Consider the following 15,776-nt stretch of genomic DNA (forward strand, 5'->3'; position numbering starts at 1 on the left):
TCGCGGCAATCTTGCCAAGGCTGCGGCAGCATGACACGGTGGGGTCTGATCTGAACAGGGATGAGACATGCACACCCCGACAGCCACCTCCATGGAACACCAGTTGCCTCAAGCGGTTGAACCCCGCAATCCGGGCATGGAACTCGATCTTGACTGGGTCCGCCGCGCGCAGGCCAATACCTCGGCGATCGAACGCCGGGCCAAAACGCTGCCCGGTCGCCGCTCTGTCAAGAAAGACTACCAGGCCGCATGGCTTTGCCGCGCCATTAGCTGCATCGACCTGACGACCTTGTCTGGCGATGACACCGAGGGGCGCGTTCAGCGCCTCTGCGCCAAGGCCAAACAGCCCGTCCGCGAAGACATCCTTGATGCGCTTGGCATGCAGGGTCTGACCACCGGCGCCATCTGTGTTTACCACGATATGATCCCGACCGCGGTCACGGCCCTTGAAGGCTCGGGCATTCCCGTCGCTGCCGTTTCCACGGGCTTTCCTGCGGGCCTGTCGCCATTCCATCTTCGGGTGGCCGAGATCGGCGAAAGCGTAAAGGCAGGGGCCGAGGAAATCGACATCGTCATTACCCGCCGCCATGTTCTGCAAGGAAACTGGCAGGCACTCTATGACGAGATGAAAGCCTTCCGCGAAGCCTGTGGAGATGCACACGTCAAGGCGATCCTTGCCACCGGAGAACTTGGCACCCTGCGCAACGTCGCGCGGGCCTCCCTTGTCTGCATGATGGCCGGTGCCGATTTCATCAAGACATCCACTGGCAAGGAAAGCGTGAACGCCACCCTGCCCGTGTCGCTGGTGATGATCCGTGCCATCCGCGACTACTATGACCGGACCGGCTTCCGTGTCGGCTACAAACCTGCTGGCGGTATTTCCAAGGCCAAGGACGCGATCACCTATCTGTCTCTGATGAAAGACGAACTCGGCGACCGCTGGCTGCAACCCGACCTGTTCCGCTTTGGGGCCTCGTCGCTGCTCGGCGATATCGAACGCCAGTTGGAACACCACGTCACTGGCGCCTATTCCGCCGGATACCGCCACGCAATGGCCTGACAGGACACAGACAATGACCGTAAAAGAGATCTTTGACAGCATGGACTATGGCCCTGCCCCCGAAAGCGCCGGAGATGCGCTTGCGTGGATTGTCGATCAGGGGGCCAAGTTCGGCCACTTCATCAACGGCAGCTTCACCAAAGCCACGGACGATTTCCAAAGCCGCAACCCGGCCAATGGCGAAACCTTGGCAACGCTTTCCCAAGCCTCGCAGGATGACGTGAACGCCGCCGTTACGGCCGCACGCAAGGCGCAGGCAAAATGGGAGAAACTCGGCGGGCATGGCCGGGCAAAGTACCTCTATGCCATTTCGCGCCTGCTGCAGAAACACGCCCGCCTGTTTGCGGTGCTCGAAACCCTCGACAACGGAAAGCCGATCCGCGAAAGCCGTGACATCGACATTCCGCTGGCGCAGCGGCATTTCTATTATCACGCAGGCATGGCGCAGCTGATGGACAGCGAACTGCCAGACCGCGTCGCCCTTGGTGTTTGCGGCCAGATCATCCCCTGGAACTTCCCGCTTCTGATGCTGGCATGGAAAATCGCGCCAGCGCTTGCGATGGGCAACACGGTGGTACTGAAACCCGCCGAATACACCTCGCTGACGGCCCTGCTGTTTGCCGACATCTGCCGCCAGGCCGGCCTGCCGGATGGTGTTGTCAACATCGTGACGGGCGACGGTGCGGTGGGCGAGATGATCACCGCCCACGAAGACATCAACAAGATCGCCTTCACCGGCTCAACCGACGTGGGGCGTAAGATCCGCGAAGCGACCGCCGGAAGCGGAAAATCCCTGACGCTCGAACTGGGTGGAAAATCCCCCTACATCGTGTTCGACGATGCGGATATCGACAGCGCCATCGAAGGCCTTGTCGATGCAATCTGGTTCAATCAGGGTCAGGTATGCTGCGCCGGTTCGCGCCTCTTGGTGCAGGAAGGCATCGCCGAAAAGTTCCACAGCAAGCTCAAGGCGCGCATGGACGGGTTGCGCCTTGGAAACCCGCTGGACAAGTGCATCGACGTGGGCGCGGTGGTCGATCCGGTCCAGCTGCAAACCATCACGGACATGGTCAACACCAATAGCGAAGGCGAAACCTATCATGCGGCCGTCGAGATGCCAGTCGAAGGCTGTTTCTATCCCCCGACCCTGATCACCGGGCTCGCGCCTTCGTCGCCTCTGATGCAAGAGGAAATCTTTGGCCCCGTACTGGTGTCGACAACCTTCCGGACCCCGGACGAAGCCGTCGCCCTGGCCAACAACACGCGTTACGGGCTGGCCGCGTCCCTCTGGACGGAGAATGTGAACCTTGCTCTGGACATCGCGCCCAAACTCGTGGCCGGCGTCGTCTGGGTGAACGCGACCAACCTGTTCGACGCTGCCGCAGGGTTTGGCGGCAAACGCGAGAGTGGGTTCGGGCGCGAAGGCGGCTGGGAAGGGCTGGCGGCCTATACCAAACCCCGAAAGGCCACCAAAGCGCTTGCCCCCATCGCGGGCTTCAAGGGCGACAAGGGGCCATCCGACCCGCTGGATCGTACTCCGAAACTCTATATCGGCGGCAAACAGGCACGTCCTGATGGCGGCTATTCACGACCAATCTACGGCAAGTCCGGAAACCTGCTTGGCCAGGCGCCCATCGCCAATCGCAAAGACATTCGCAACGCGGTGGAAGCCGCACAGGCGGCCAAGGGCTGGGCCGGTACGACGGGCCACCTGCGGGCACAGATCCTCTACTACATCGCGGAAAACCTCTCGGCCCGCGCCGAAGAATTCGCGTCGCGTGTCAATGCCCTGACCAACGCACGCAATGGCGCGCGGGAAGTCGAGGCGTCAATCCAGCGCCTGTTTTCGGCTGCGGCCTGGGCCGACAAATACGACGGTAAGGTTCACAATGTTCCGATCCGCGGTGTGGCCCTCGCGATGCGCGAACCCACTGGCGTGATCGGTGCCCTATGCCCGGACGATGCACCATTGCTGGGGCTGGTCTCGGTGATGGCGCCGGCAATCGCGATGGGCAACCGTGTGATCCTCGCGGCGTCAGAGCCTTTCCCGCTGGCCGCCACAGATTTCTACCAGGTGCTTGATACGTCTGATGTGCCTGCGGGCGTCGTCAACATCCTGACCGGTACCCATTCGGAACTCGCGTCAACGCTGGCAAGCCATCTGGACATCGATGCGGTCTGGTCCTTCTCGTCCACCAACCTGTCCGCCGAGATCGAGCGCGGCAGCGCAGGCAACCTCAAACGAACATGGGTCAACAACGGACAGACACCGGACTGGTTCGAAGACAACTCCCGGGCCTTTCTTGAGGCCAGCACCGAGATCAAGAACATCTGGGTGCCTTACGGAGAGTAAACAAAAAGGCGCTCCAACCGGAGCGCCTTTTCTTTCCGGATACCTGTAACCTCAGACGCCTTCCGGCTTACCCACGATCACGAAATGCAGGTCTTCCGGCCTCAGCAACTCTGACGCCACGCGATTGACATCTTCCAGGGTCACGGCGTTCACCTTGTCATTTCGGGTTTCGATATAGTCGATCGGAAGATCGTCCATCTGCATCCCCACCATGATCCGCGCAATCGACCCATTGCCGTCAAAACGCAGGGGATAGGCCCCCGTCAGCAAAGCCTTGGCCTTGGCAAGCTCTTCCTCGGTCACGCCGTCCTTGGCGATATGAGCCCATTCCGACCGGATAACATCTACCGCTTCGGAAATACGGTCATTGGCCGAAGACACCGAACCGATGTACAGCGCCGCATGGTCTTTGGGAGCGAGATAGGAATAGACCCCATAGGTCAGGCCGCGTTTCACACGAACTTCTTCCATCAGGCGACTTTCAAACCCTCCGCCTCCCAGAATGACATTCAGGACATAGGCGGCAAAGAAATCATCATCGTGACGGTCAATGCCTTCATGACCGAACAGCGCCACCGATTGGGGGGTGTCGAACTCAACGACCGTTGTGCCACCTTTCAGCATCAACTCTGCCTGAACCGGCATTTTGGCACCCTCTGCGGGCAGTTCGCCCAGAAGATCGTCAAGCAGAAACCCAAGTTCCTCGGCGGTGATATCGCCGACCGCCGAAACAAACAAACGATCACGCGCCATGGCCCCATCGTGTGCAGCAATGATATCTTCCCGCGTTAACGCGGCAACGCTTTCCTGGGTGCCTGCGTATTGCGATCCATAAGGGTGTTCGCCAAAGGCCAGCGCGTCAAACGACCGACTTGCGATTTCGTCGGGGTCTTTTTCGCTTGATCGGATGGACGCCAGAACCTGAGCACGTACACGTTCAACCGCCTGAGGATCAAAGCGCGGCTCAACAATGGACGACCGCAAGAGCTGAACGGCGGCGTCGCGGTTCTCTGTCAGGAAACGCGCGGATACCGACAGGGTATCGTCGCCGACATCATAGCTGAACTGCGCAGCAAGCGCTTCGGTGGCCTCGGCAAAGCCCTGACTGTCAAGATCGCCCGCCCCTTCTTCCAGAAGGCCGACCATCAGGTTCGTCGCCCCTCGCTTGCCCGGAGCATCGAGAGAGGCCCCGCCCTTGAAGCGCACTTCCAGAGCAACAAACGGGATCGACGGCTCTTCCACCAACCATGCCTTGATTCCGCCTGGCGAGGTAACTTCTTTGATTTCCACGCCCGCCTGAACCGGCAGCGCGAAGACGATCACAAGGATTGCAGATAGGAAACGGATCATTGGCTCACCTCCACGTTTTCAGGCGCTTTCAGCCAACCAGTGACCGAAGTTTTGCGATTGAACACCTGCTTGGCAGCGGAAATTATGTCGTCTTCCGTCACGGCTTGCAGAATGTCTGGCCATGCTTGCACATCCGAGATCGTTAGACCGGACGTCAGCGCCGCACCATAGCGATTGGCCAAGCTATCGACGCTGTCGCGCGCATAGATCTGCGAGGCCCGCAGCTGCATCTTGATCCGCTCAAGGTGGTCCCGATCCACACCCTCTTCGAGGAACTCTGCAATTGCCGCGTCCATGGCATCTTCTGCGTCCTGAAGGCTGACGCCCTGGGAGGGAACGATGGTCAGATCGAAGGTCGTATCATCCAGGGATGTCCCGCGATACCAAGCGCCGGTATAGACCGCGACCTGTTGTTCAAACTGCAACTTTTCCGTCAGGACTGATGTGGTTCCCCCGCCAAGAACTTCGGCGAGGATCGTCAGGGCCGCAGCGGTTTCTTGGTTTCCGGGGTCCCGTTCAGGCGCAAGGTAGGACCGTGTCACATAAGGCTGGGCCACGCGCGGATCTTCGAACACCATCCGACGGGCAGAGGTTTGCGGCGGCTCTTGCGAACGCGCGCGCGGCTCAAGCTCGGGATTGGGCGGGATTTTTCCATAGTAGGTGTTTGCCAATTCCAGTACCGCGTCGGGTTCGACATCGCCCGCGACAACAAGCACGGCATTGTTCGGCGCATAGTACGTCTCGTAGAACGACAGCGCATCCTCAAGCGACAGGTTTACCATTTCGTGCCGCCAGCCGATGATCGGCACGCCATACCGATGGTTCAGGTACTGCGCGGCATTGAGTTGCTCGCGCATCAGCGCACCCGGACTGTTCTCGGTACGTTGGTTCCGCTCTTCGATGATAACATCCCGCTCCGTCAGGATTTCCGCCTCACCAAGCTGAAGATTGACCATGCGATCGCTTTCCATCTGCATCATCAACTCGAGCCGGTCAGCCGCCACGCGTTGAAAGTAGGCCGTGTAATCATAACTCGTGAAGGCGTTGTCGCGACCGCCGTTTGCTGCCACCGTGGCCGAGAACTCTCCCGGCTCAAGGGTCTTTGTACCCTTGAAAAGCAGGTGTTCGAGAAAGTGAGCAATTCCGGATGATCCGGCAGGCTCGTCCGCTGATCCTGCACGATACCAGACCATGTGCGTCACCACGGGTGCGCGGTGGTCTTCGATGACAACCACCTGCATACCGTTGTCGAGGACAAAGTCAGTTACGGTGTCTTCAGCTTTCAGAGGCGCGGCCGCCAATAAAATCGCACCGGCCAAAGCGAACAAACGCTTCATCAGAGTTCTCCCCGAAAATTTCACACGTCACAAATAATAGTTACGCCCGCAACCGGGCGCTTCAAGGGGCAAGCCAGCAGTGTAACGAAAACGTTTAGTTCTTGGGAGGAGCGGCAGGTGTCTTCGCACCGCCCAACCGCCAACGCCGCTGCTCGCGATATTGGTCGAGGTGCTGGTCATCGTAGATTTCGTTGTAACGATCCGTTGGTACAATACGGATGTTAGCGAAACGCCCTCTGCGCTCACGAAAGTCTTCGTCCTCGGCGGCCGTGACGGCACGAATGTCTGCTTGACGCCCCTTGCGCGCCGCATAGTTCACCATCGCAGCATCTGCGCTGGAAGGCGCGCCGGCCTGGGTCGCAGAGCGTTTGCCACCCAACGCGGCAACCGCATCCCCCACAGGATCGACATCGGTGAGGTTTTCTCCACCCGGAGTAGGCGCAGGAAGTTCGGCATAGTTCTCTGGCGCAGACAGGGGCTTGGACGGTACGATACGGAACTCGTCCGGGCCCTCGCCATTAGAGCTCAGGATGCGAATACCGCTTTCGCTGCCTGCGCAGCCCGCAACCGCAACGGCCAACCCGAAAATCACAACCTGCGACAATCGCATGAGTCTACTCCTCTAACCTTGCCCGCTTTTATCCGATTGCTTCGGCGGCGTCACCTAGGCTTTTTCGAGCCCCCAAAAAATGCCAAGCCAATGGCGCCAGCAAAGATCCAGACATCTGCGAGATTAAAGGCAAACGGGTTTTGAATGCCGCAGCAGGACATGTTCAGGAAATCGGCGACCGCGCCATAGATCAGGCGATCAACCACGTTTCCGATGGCCCCGCCAATCAACATCCCGGCAGCGAACAGCCCCATCCGCCCCGGTGGATCACGCCGCACCCAGAACAGCACAAAGCCGACAATCGCCACCGCAATTGCAATCAGAACCCAGCGGGCGGCGTCAGATCCGTTTGAAAACAGGCCAAAGTTCACACCTTCGTTCCACGCCATCGCAAAGCGCAGGAATGGTGGGAAGACATCCATCCTGCCCACTTCGATCAAGTTCAAGTAGTGAACTACGAAGTATTTGCTGGCCTGATCGGTCAGAAATGCCCAAAAACCGGCCCAGAACACCAGACGCATGGATCGCCCCTTCTGCCTTTCTGCGTTTGTTTTATGTTTCAGGGCCTTGCCTGAAGTCTCCGCCCCGGCACGCGCAGATCGCACCGGGGCGGAGAAAGGGTGTCTTAGTGACGGAAGTGGCGCATGCCCGTGAAGACCATCGCGATACCGGCCTCGTCCGCCGCCTTGATGACTTCTTCGTCACGCATGGAGCCACCGGGTTGAATGACGCACTTGCCACCCGCCGCGGCGGCTTCGAGCAGTCCATCAGGGAACGGGAAGAACGCATCCGACGCAACGGCGCAGCCCTTTGTCGGCACTTCGTCCAGACCAATTTCGGCGGCCATACGCTCGGCTTTGGCCGCCGCGACATTGGCACTGTCGAGGCGCGACATCTGACCGGCACCAACGCCGACAGTCGCACCGTCCTTGACGTAGACAATCGCATTCGACTTCACGTGTTTCGCCACTTTCCAGGCAAACAAGAGATCGGCCATTTCTTGCTCAGTCGGCGCTTTCTTGGTCACGACTTTCAGATCTTCCAGGCCGACATAGCCCACGTCCTTGTCCTGAACCAGCATACCGCCGGCCACCTGTTTGTAGGCAACGATCGGCTCGCGGGTATTCGGCAGGCCCTCGGTCAGCAGCAGGCGAAGGTTCTTCTTGGCCGCAAAGATTTCCTTGGCTTCATCCGACGCGCCGGGTGCAATCACGACCTCGGTAAAGATCTCGACGATCTTGGTGGCCGTCTCTGCATCCAGCGGCTGGTTCAGGGCAACAATACCGCCAAAGGCCGAGGTGCGGTCGCAGTCGAAAGCCTTCTGATACGCGTCGACAAGGCTTTCACCCACCGCAACGCCACAGGGGTTCGCGTGTTTGATGATCGCACAGGCCGGGCCGTTGGCCGGATCGAACTCTGCCACCAGCTCATAAGCCGCATCGGTGTCGTTGATGTTGTTATAGCTCAGCTCTTTGCCCTGAAGCTGAACCGCGGTCGCAACGCCCGGACGGTTCGAACCGTCGGTGTAGAAGGCGGCCTTTTGGTGGCTGTTTTCGCCGTAACGAAGGGTCTGCTTCAACTCACCGGCAAAGGCACGGCGCTTGGTTGCTTCCAGCTCGAGCTGACCCGCCATCCAGTTCGATACAGCCGAGTCATATGCGGCGGTGCGGGCATAGGCCTTCTGCGCCAGCTTCTTGCGGAACTTCGGACAGGTCGCACCGCCGTGCTGGTCCATATCGCCCAACAGCTTCTCGTAGTCTTCCACGTCAACGATCACGTTGACGAAGGCCGCGTTCTTGGCGGCGGCTCGGATCATTGCAGGACCACCAATGTCGATGTTCTCGATGCAGGTGTCATAATCCGCACCCGCGGCAACGGTCGCCTCAAAGGGGTAGAGGTTCACCACCAGAAGGTCGATGCCACCGATGCCATGCTCATCCATCGCCGCAACGTGTTCGTCGTTATCGCGCAGCGCCAAGAGACCACCGTGCACTTTGGGGTGCAGCGTTTTCACGCGACCATCCATCATCTCGGGGAACCCGGTGACTTCCGAAACGTCTTTTACGTCCAGACCTGCATCGCGCATTGCCTTGGCGCTGCCACCGGTCGAGAGCAGTTCGACGCCACGCTCGGAAAGCGCGGTGCCCAGCTCGATCAGTCCGGTCTTGTCGGAAACGGAAATCAGTGCGCGGCGGATGGGTGTCAGATCGGTCATATCGTATAGGGGTCCCGTAGGGTCAGGTTGTCATATCCAGCTCATCCCGGTTGAGGTCTCGGATGGCAACTGCAGATTCCTGCGCCTTGGCCATGGACCACCGGATGCGCGTCGCATACTCCATTGCGACGCCGGATAGAACGACCTGTTTTGTCGCGCGGGGCTTCAAACGCGTTTTTTCTAGGTAAACACTGGCTTCAAGCGTCAAATTGGCGGTTCCGTCATGCCGGAACACCCAGATTTCCCCACTTTTAAGAGCAACCGACACGGCCGTGCCCCCCATATCCAGCGCCGCATCGGCCTCTGGATGCAAATGGAATCGGATCTGGTAGGGGACACCCTGAAGGCTTGTCGCGTCAAAAGCCGCATCAAATCGTCTCTTGGACGCATCGTCGAGGGCAACCAGAAGGTCTTCGCCAACCATACCCCGACCATCAAATGTAAGCTCCAGAGTACGCGCATGAGTCAGCCCGTGGGTCTGAGAATACCCGTCATGCCCGCCTTGAAAGCGCACCCCGTCGGGGGCCTGCCCCATTTGGATCGGCACGTTTACGGGTGCGTCTTCCAACTCTTCGTTGCGCCACCCTTTGCCGCGACCGGCTTCCCCCAGCCGTGCGCTCGAAAACCCGTCCAGCGAAAGTGTGGAATGGCTCGGGGTCGCGCGCCCTGCCCTTCGCCAGTCTCCGCCAAAGCTCGATCCGGAACCACAATTCACGATCACGGGACGTCGGCCACTGGTCAGTTCAAACGCCAAAGTTGAGGCATGGGCATTGATCGACGCCGGACCTGTTGGCGGTGGGCTGGCATCCACGATCACACTGGTGCGCCCGGCCGAAAGGCGGGCAAATCCCATCGCCAGACCGTCAGCCTGCCGCGTCTTCACCTGGCTCTCTGCCAGCGCATGGTCCAAACGCCCCTCGAGGCCGCGACCGCCACCATGAAACCGCGCCAGACCACCATCCGCGTGCCGCAGCGTGCGCAGCGTTGGCGCAATTCGTTCAATCGCCTCAAGGTGTGCTGGCGATAGATCGTGGCCCTTGTCCCCCAGCGCTGCTGCGGCCCAGGTCAGCAAGGTGAAGACTTCCAAAAGTTCTTCGGGATTTCGGGTTGGGATACCGCCCTGTTCCGTCACCTGCGCCTTGCACTCTTTGTCGAGCGCCTTGCACGCCGGCGAAACGTGCATTTCCATGCCTTCCAGCGCCAAACCGGCATAGATCAAACCCGTGAGCGCCTCGAACCTTGGCAGGCCGGCTGGGGTTGTATGCCAACGCTTCGACAGGAAAATCGTCTGTTGGCCCAAAGAACGGTAGAATGCCTCCGACTGCTCGGACTCTCGCCCCCGCAAAAGGAAAATCGCGTGATTGATCCAGCGGATCAGGCGACGACCCGTCAGTTCCGGTGTCCATCCGGGGCCACGGCCGCGCCCATAGGTGGCAATCCACTGCCACAACCACGTCTGCGCCTTTTCTCTTGCTGCCATGTCGCCGACCGCGGCCAGATCATCCAGCCACGCAAAGCCATGCACCTCCTGCCAGAACACCGGATCGGTTTCGTTCAACGACCAAAGATCCGCCTCTGGCGCAGCGACCAGATGACCCGCGAACAGGTAGTTGCCGGCCACCAACTGCCGCCCCTTGGCAAAGCTGCCGATCGTGCGTGGCTCAGGCGTCGAGGTAAAGGCAGTGGCCGCACGGGCACGGGTGCTCCTGCGTGCATGCACGCGATGCATGAAGCGCGTCCAGCGCGCCGAAACACCGTCGGGATTGCTCATGTCGTACTGCCTCTACGCCATGTTGGCGTTTTGCAGCGCATGATAGCCTCAACCCGCTAAGGAGTCACCGATTGAATCGGCGCGATGGGCAAGACCGGCAAAGACCTGCAAACGCATCACGCCTTGCGCAGACACGCCATGTAGAAGCCGTCCATGCCGCCGTTGTCCGCCCAATAGTCAGGGCGCAGGCGAAGGCCGCCTTCCTCGGTGATCCACTCGGGATCGATTCCCGGCACATTCAATGCCTCTCGGTCCACGGTGACATCATCGCGCGCCTCAATAAGGTCTTCGACCTGGCACTCCCCCTCATCGGGAAGCAGCGAACAGGTACAGAAAACAACCCGCCCGCCCGGTTTCACCAAAGAGAGTGCGTGGTTCAGCATTTTTGCCTGCAACTCGATCAGCCCACCGATTTCGCTGCCGTCTTTTGCAAAGGGCAGGTCCGGGTGACGACGGATCGTACCGGTCGCGGAACACGGGGCATCAAGGATGACAGCGTCCCACTGCCCCTCCTGATCCATCACGTCGCCAACGATCAGCTCTGCCTCAAGCCGCGTACGTTTGAGGTTTTCCTTGAGACGTCCCATGCGGCTTTCAGAATCATCCACAGCCGTCACCGTTGCGCCCGACGCGGCGATCTGCATCGTCTTGCCGCCCGGTGCTGCACAGAGGTCAAGAACTGTCTCGCCCGCTTTCGGCGCAAGCACTTTCACCGGCAGCGCCGCCGCAGCGTCCTGCACCCACCAGCTACCTTTTTTGTACCCCGGCAAAACCGAAACCTGTCCCGCATCCGTCAGCCGAACAGTGCCGGTGTCCAGAAGCTCGCCACCCAAGGAACGTTGCAATGCGCCCTGATCGCCCTTGGCCGTCAAATCCAGCGGCGCACCCGCAAAATGGGCGGCTTCCATCGCCCCGACAACATCACCGCCATAGGCCTCAACCAATGGGCTGCGCAGCCATTTTGGCAGGCGCGGCACACGCAAAGTAGGCCACACCTCTTCGCCATTCGCCGCCACCTTGCGCAACACCGCATTGACCAGCCCCTTCATCGAAGCCGTCCGCTTGTTGCGCGCCACGATCTCGACCGCGGCATTCACCACACCGTGCGCCGCACCGCCCGCACAAAGCTCAATCGTCGCGAGGCGCAGCGTGTTGCGCACTGTCAGCGGCGGGTATTTTGCTAGGTGTTTCTGAAGAATGCGATCCGCGCGCTCCATGCCACGCAGGGTCTCGAGCGCAAGGCGCTGCGCCCGTGCACGATCCTCCGGCTCAAGCCGTTCCAAGGCCCCGGCCCCAATCAATTCGGAAAGCAACCGCCCTTCACCGATGACCTTGTCCAAAAGGTAAACGGCACTGCGGCGGGCCTGAACTCCGGTCTGGGACATGTGGACGCTCCTTCGCTCTCTTGTCCAACAGGGACGGGCGCGTATATCAAGGGGCAATCCGGAAAGGAACCCGCCATGAGCGACGAAACCCAGAATCCCCCTGAAAAGCGCGATCTGCCGCCCGCAGCACTGCGCGCCCTTGCCGAAGCGGAAGAACGCCGCAAGAACGCCAAGGACCCAGAGATGCCCACCGAACTTGGAGGCCGCGACGGCCCCGAACCGGTCCGCTACGGCGACTGGGAGAAGAAGGGCATCGCAATCGATTTCTGATTGCAGGCCCTGCGCCGATCTTGGCCTAAGCCCAGAGCCAGTCGATTTCGGCGATACGAAGGAAGGGTGAGCGGCGATGAGGGAGAATCAAAAATCCCCGCTACGACATCTGGAAGCGGGGATTTGATAATTGGGTCGATTTCAAGATCAGAGGCCCAGGACGTCGATCATGTCGTATTCACCGGGCTTTTTGTCCTGCCCCCAAAGGGCCGCCTTGAGGGCGCCACGGGCAAAGATGGCGCGGTCGCTGGCGAGGTGACGCAGGACGATGCGCTCGCCTGGGGCGGCAAACATCACGTCGTGTTCGCCCACGATGTCGCCGCCACGAATGGCCACGAACCCGATATCACCCTTCTTGCGCGCGCCGGTAATGCCGTCACGGACGCGGTCCTCAACATCGGCCAGAGACACGCCACGGCCCTCGGCCGCGGCCTCGCCCAGCATCAGGGCCGTGCCGGACGGTGCGTCGACTTTCTGATTGTGGTGGCTTTCGATCACTTCGATATCAAAGTCTTCGTCAAGCGCCGCAGCCACCTTTTTCGTCAATTGAACCAACAGGTTGACACCCAGGGACATATTGCCAGCACGCACGATCACGGCATGGCGGCCACAGGGTTCGAGCTTGGCAATGTCTTCGTCCGTCATGCCGGTTGTGCCGATCACATGCACCGCACGGGCCTGCGCCGCCAGCTTGGCAAACTGCAACGTGGCCGCCGGAGCGGTAAAGTCGATCACGGCCTGCGCCTTGGCAAAGGCTTCCAGCGGCTGATCGGTAACGGCAACGCCCAGCGCCTGACCGCCCATGGCCTCGCCAATGTCCATGCCGACCCAGGGATGGCCTTCGCGCTCAACCGCCCCGACAAGGCGCGCCTTGTCGCTATCCACCACGGTCTTGATAAGCATCTGACCCATCCGGCCAGAGGCCCCGGTGATGACGATTCCCGGAAGATCTTCCATGGTGAAATTCCCTTGTTTTGGCGTGTCTGTAACGCGTCGGTATTACGTCGGTATTGCGGAGGTGCGCATTTCCGATTGTTCGAGGCCCCGTTTAACCAAAGCGCAGGCGCTTGGCAAAGCCTCGTGAAAGGCATAAGTGGGGTCCATGGCAAAGAACAAGTTCCATGACGGCCCCGGCCCATCGCAGCGACAGCTGCGCGTAGGTGAATTGATCCGCCGCACGCTCTCTGACGTGCTGGCGCGTGGCGACGTGCATGACCCCGACCTGAACCGCATGTCCATCACCGTTGGCGAGGTCCGTACCTCGCCCGACCTCAAGATCGCGACGGCCTATGTCCTGCCGCTTGGTGGTAAGGGGCAGGATGACGTGCTCAAGCTTCTGGCCCGTAACAAGAGCGAGTTGCGCCGCGCGATTGGCAAGAAGACCGGCCTCAAGTTCACACCCGACCTTCGCTTCCAGCTGGATCAGACCTTTGATCAGATGGACGAGACCCGCCGGATGCTGAACCAGGATCACGTGCGTCAGGACATCGAGCCCGACGAATGATCCGCTGGGCCGCCCTTTTCGTTGCCCTGATGGCCACGGAAGCGGCAGCGGTCGAATGTCGGGATCTTTCCCACGAAGGAAATCGCTATTCCCTCTGCGAGGTTGCGCCCGCAGAGGAAGACCTACGCCTGTTCCTGCGTGACGGGGCGGGGCAGCCTTATGGCACCTTCAAGACCATCGAAGACAGCCTGAGTGACGGCAAGACTCTGAGCTTTGCCATGAACGCCGGCATGTACCATCCCGACCGCCGCCCTGTCGGTCACTATGTCGAGGACGGGCAGGAAGAGATGCGCCTTTTGACCGGCGCAAGCAACGGGAACTTCGGGCTGTTGCCGAACGGGGTTTTCTGCGTGGGCGAGGATCGCGCGGATGTTTTCGAAACACTGGATTTCGCGGCGACCCAGCCGGATTGCCGCCACGCCAGCCAATCCGGACCGATGCTGGTCATTGACGGGGCGCTGCATCCGCGTTTCCTTCCCGACAGTACCTCGAAACGCATTCGCAATGGCGTTGGCACGCGGGATGACGGGCAGCGCGCCATCTTTGTCATCTCGAACAACGAAGTGACGTTTCACGCATTCGCCCGCCTGTTCCGGGACGTCTTGCAGACACCCAACGCGCTTTATTTCGATGGCCGCATCTCACGCCTGCACGCTCCGGCATTAGGCCGGTCAGATGCAGGGTTCCCGATGGGGCCGATCGTTGGGGTTGTGGAATAGGTCACCGGTTTTCGGCTGCTTCGCAACGACCATCCTTTAGGGCCTCAGAGTTGAGATTTTATCCGGATTGATCGCACGCCCTTTCAAGGGCTGTGCCTGCCTGGGCGGGCGTAAATGCGCCTGCCGGGGGGCAGGCAGGCGCAGCCCGGCGGTGCCGCCGGGTAGTTCCCACCCGCTAAGTCGCAAGTCAGCTGTCTTCTTCGAACCCCGCGCCGACGCTCAATCCACCGGCGGCACACCACGCGCTTCCAGCATCTTTACGTCCACGTCTTCGCGCCGCGAGCCGTATCGCATTTCATCGTAAAACACGACATGCGTGGGCAACTCGACACCCCAATCGAACTTGAACGGTGTCGGCGACGGGCTTTTCGATTTTCCGGATTCGTGGCTCTGCTTATAGGCCTTTGCTTCGGCTGGAGTCTTGCCGCGCGCCGCGAGATATCGGCTGACGAAACTGTTGTAGATGCCGTATTTCAAACCCAGCTTCGGTTTCTTTTTGCGGTACTCGGCCGGCATAAAGGGAGAGCGTTTCTCGCAGATCACCCGGCCGTCCTTGTAGAGCTGGAAATAGGTTTTCTGACCGGAGTGGCCGTAATGGGCATAGATCGTGATGTCGATCCAGCGCCCCTTCCAAGACGAGAGCGAACCGAGCTTGCATTCCTGACCGTCGGCGAACTTCAGGTAGGGGCGGTCATTGAAGGTAAGCCACCACATCGGTGTAAGCCAACCTTCGGCTTTCACCTGCCCCAGCAGGGTGTTTGCGCGTCCGAGACTTTGAAAGCTTTTCGGGATGAACATCGAATAGCCGTACCAGACGCCCTGCCCGGGTTTGGACATGGCGTTCTTGGGCTTTTCCTTCATTTCGACCCGACCGCGATCGGTGTCGCAATCATTCCAACCGGACGACTTTCCGCAATCACCGTGCCGGATTTCGAAACGCTGTGACTTGCTGCCTCGGCGGGCGAAATCCTTGACCAAGGCAAAGCGGTATTTACTCTTGTGCGAAAGTGCCTCGATCTTGACCTTCTTGAGGACCGAGTTGCGGATCGGTTTTTCCTTGGCAATAGCGTCGCCCGCGCTGGAGACGGCCAGAATACCGGCGACCAAAATGGGAATGAGTTTCATGAAATGCTCCTGCTGCAATTGTCTCTCAGGCTAGAGTCAGACCCGCGTTCGTGGCAACTGAAATTGACAAGCGGAAT

General features: G+C 60.0%; 14 protein-coding genes. 5 read left to right on the plus strand and 9 right to left on the minus strand.

The window, feature by feature from the left end:
- The first annotated feature begins 67 nt into the window (after window positions 1–67).
- The gene (gene deoC / locus NNA36_RS02655) at window positions 68–1,060 is read left to right on the plus strand and encodes a deoxyribose-phosphate aldolase (RefSeq protein WP_255103950.1); all 993 of its coding nucleotides are present in this window, start codon (window positions 68–70) and stop codon (window positions 1,058–1,060) included.
- A 13-nt stretch (window positions 1,061–1,073) separates the two neighbouring features.
- Window positions 1,074–3,413 carry an aldehyde dehydrogenase family protein gene (locus NNA36_RS02660; RefSeq protein ID WP_255103952.1) on the plus strand — a complete coding sequence of 780 codons (2,340 nt, stop codon included), beginning with the start codon at window positions 1,074–1,076 and terminating at the stop codon, window positions 3,411–3,413.
- 51 nt (window positions 3,414–3,464) lie between these two features.
- On the opposite strand, the gene NNA36_RS02665 is transcribed toward NNA36_RS02660, so the two are convergent.
- The 7 genes from NNA36_RS02665 to NNA36_RS02695 form a co-directional block, all read right to left on the minus strand.
- Window positions 3,465–4,763, minus strand: a complete 1,299-nt coding sequence (locus NNA36_RS02665; RefSeq protein ID WP_255103954.1) for a pitrilysin family protein — start codon at window positions 4,761–4,763, stop codon at window positions 3,465–3,467.
- Window positions 4,760–6,100, minus strand: a complete 1,341-nt coding sequence (locus NNA36_RS02670; RefSeq protein WP_255103956.1) for a pitrilysin family protein — start codon at window positions 6,098–6,100, stop codon at window positions 4,760–4,762. Before NNA36_RS02670 ends, NNA36_RS02665 begins: the two co-directional genes overlap by 4 nt.
- Window positions 6,101–6,194: 94 nt before the next feature.
- Window positions 6,195–6,710 (minus strand): DUF3035 domain-containing protein, encoded by a 516-nt coding sequence (locus NNA36_RS02675; RefSeq protein ID WP_255103957.1) that lies wholly within the window; start codon window positions 6,708–6,710, stop codon window positions 6,195–6,197.
- Between the two features lie 50 nt (window positions 6,711–6,760).
- Entirely contained in the window at window positions 6,761–7,231 is a 471-nt protein-coding gene (lspA, locus tag NNA36_RS02680; protein WP_255103959.1) for a signal peptidase II, read from the minus strand.
- A 104-nt stretch (window positions 7,232–7,335) separates the two neighbouring features.
- The gene (gene purH / locus NNA36_RS02685; protein WP_255103961.1) at window positions 7,336–8,925 is read right to left on the minus strand and encodes a bifunctional phosphoribosylaminoimidazolecarboxamide formyltransferase/IMP cyclohydrolase; all 1,590 of its coding nucleotides are present in this window, start codon (window positions 8,923–8,925) and stop codon (window positions 7,336–7,338) included.
- Between the two features lie 22 nt (window positions 8,926–8,947).
- Window positions 8,948–10,696, minus strand: coding sequence for a heparinase II/III family protein (locus NNA36_RS02690; RefSeq protein ID WP_255103963.1), 1,749 nt, complete (start codon window positions 10,694–10,696; stop codon window positions 8,948–8,950).
- A 116-nt stretch (window positions 10,697–10,812) separates the two neighbouring features.
- Window positions 10,813–12,081, minus strand: a complete 1,269-nt coding sequence (locus tag NNA36_RS02695) for an RsmB/NOP family class I SAM-dependent RNA methyltransferase (RefSeq protein ID WP_255103965.1) — start codon at window positions 12,079–12,081, stop codon at window positions 10,813–10,815.
- A gap of 75 nt (window positions 12,082–12,156) precedes the next feature.
- On the opposite strand from NNA36_RS02695, the gene NNA36_RS02700 reads away from it, so the two are divergent.
- Window positions 12,157–12,351 (plus strand): DUF1674 domain-containing protein, encoded by a 195-nt coding sequence (locus NNA36_RS02700; protein WP_255103966.1) that lies wholly within the window; start codon window positions 12,157–12,159, stop codon window positions 12,349–12,351.
- A 147-nt stretch (window positions 12,352–12,498) separates the two neighbouring features.
- Here the strand turns inward: NNA36_RS02700 and dapB are convergent, their stop codons facing one another.
- Window positions 12,499–13,308 carry a 4-hydroxy-tetrahydrodipicolinate reductase gene (gene dapB, locus NNA36_RS02705; RefSeq protein WP_255103968.1) on the minus strand — a complete coding sequence of 270 codons (810 nt, stop codon included), beginning with the start codon at window positions 13,306–13,308 and terminating at the stop codon, window positions 12,499–12,501.
- A gap of 145 nt (window positions 13,309–13,453) precedes the next feature.
- Here dapB and rbfA point away from each other — a divergent pair, with 145 nt between their 5' ends.
- Together rbfA and NNA36_RS02715 are read left to right on the plus strand one after the other, a co-directional pair.
- On the plus strand, window positions 13,454–13,855 hold the full coding sequence (gene rbfA, locus NNA36_RS02710; protein WP_255103969.1) for a 30S ribosome-binding factor RbfA: 402 nt from the start codon (window positions 13,454–13,456) through the stop codon (window positions 13,853–13,855).
- The gene (locus NNA36_RS02715) at window positions 13,852–14,574 is read left to right on the plus strand and encodes a phosphodiester glycosidase family protein (RefSeq protein ID WP_255103971.1); all 723 of its coding nucleotides are present in this window, start codon (window positions 13,852–13,854) and stop codon (window positions 14,572–14,574) included. The genes rbfA and NNA36_RS02715 overlap by 4 nt, the downstream gene beginning before the upstream one ends.
- 219 nt (window positions 14,575–14,793) lie before the next feature.
- Here NNA36_RS02715 and NNA36_RS02720 read toward each other — a convergent pair whose 3' ends face one another.
- On the minus strand, window positions 14,794–15,699 hold the full coding sequence (locus NNA36_RS02720; protein WP_255103972.1) for a heparin lyase I family protein: 906 nt from the start codon (window positions 15,697–15,699) through the stop codon (window positions 14,794–14,796).
- Window positions 15,700–15,776 lie beyond the last annotated feature (77 nt).

The organism is Shimia sp. CNT1-13L.2, from assembly GCF_024331145.1.
GTDB lineage: Bacteria > Pseudomonadota > Alphaproteobacteria > Rhodobacterales > Rhodobacteraceae > Shimia.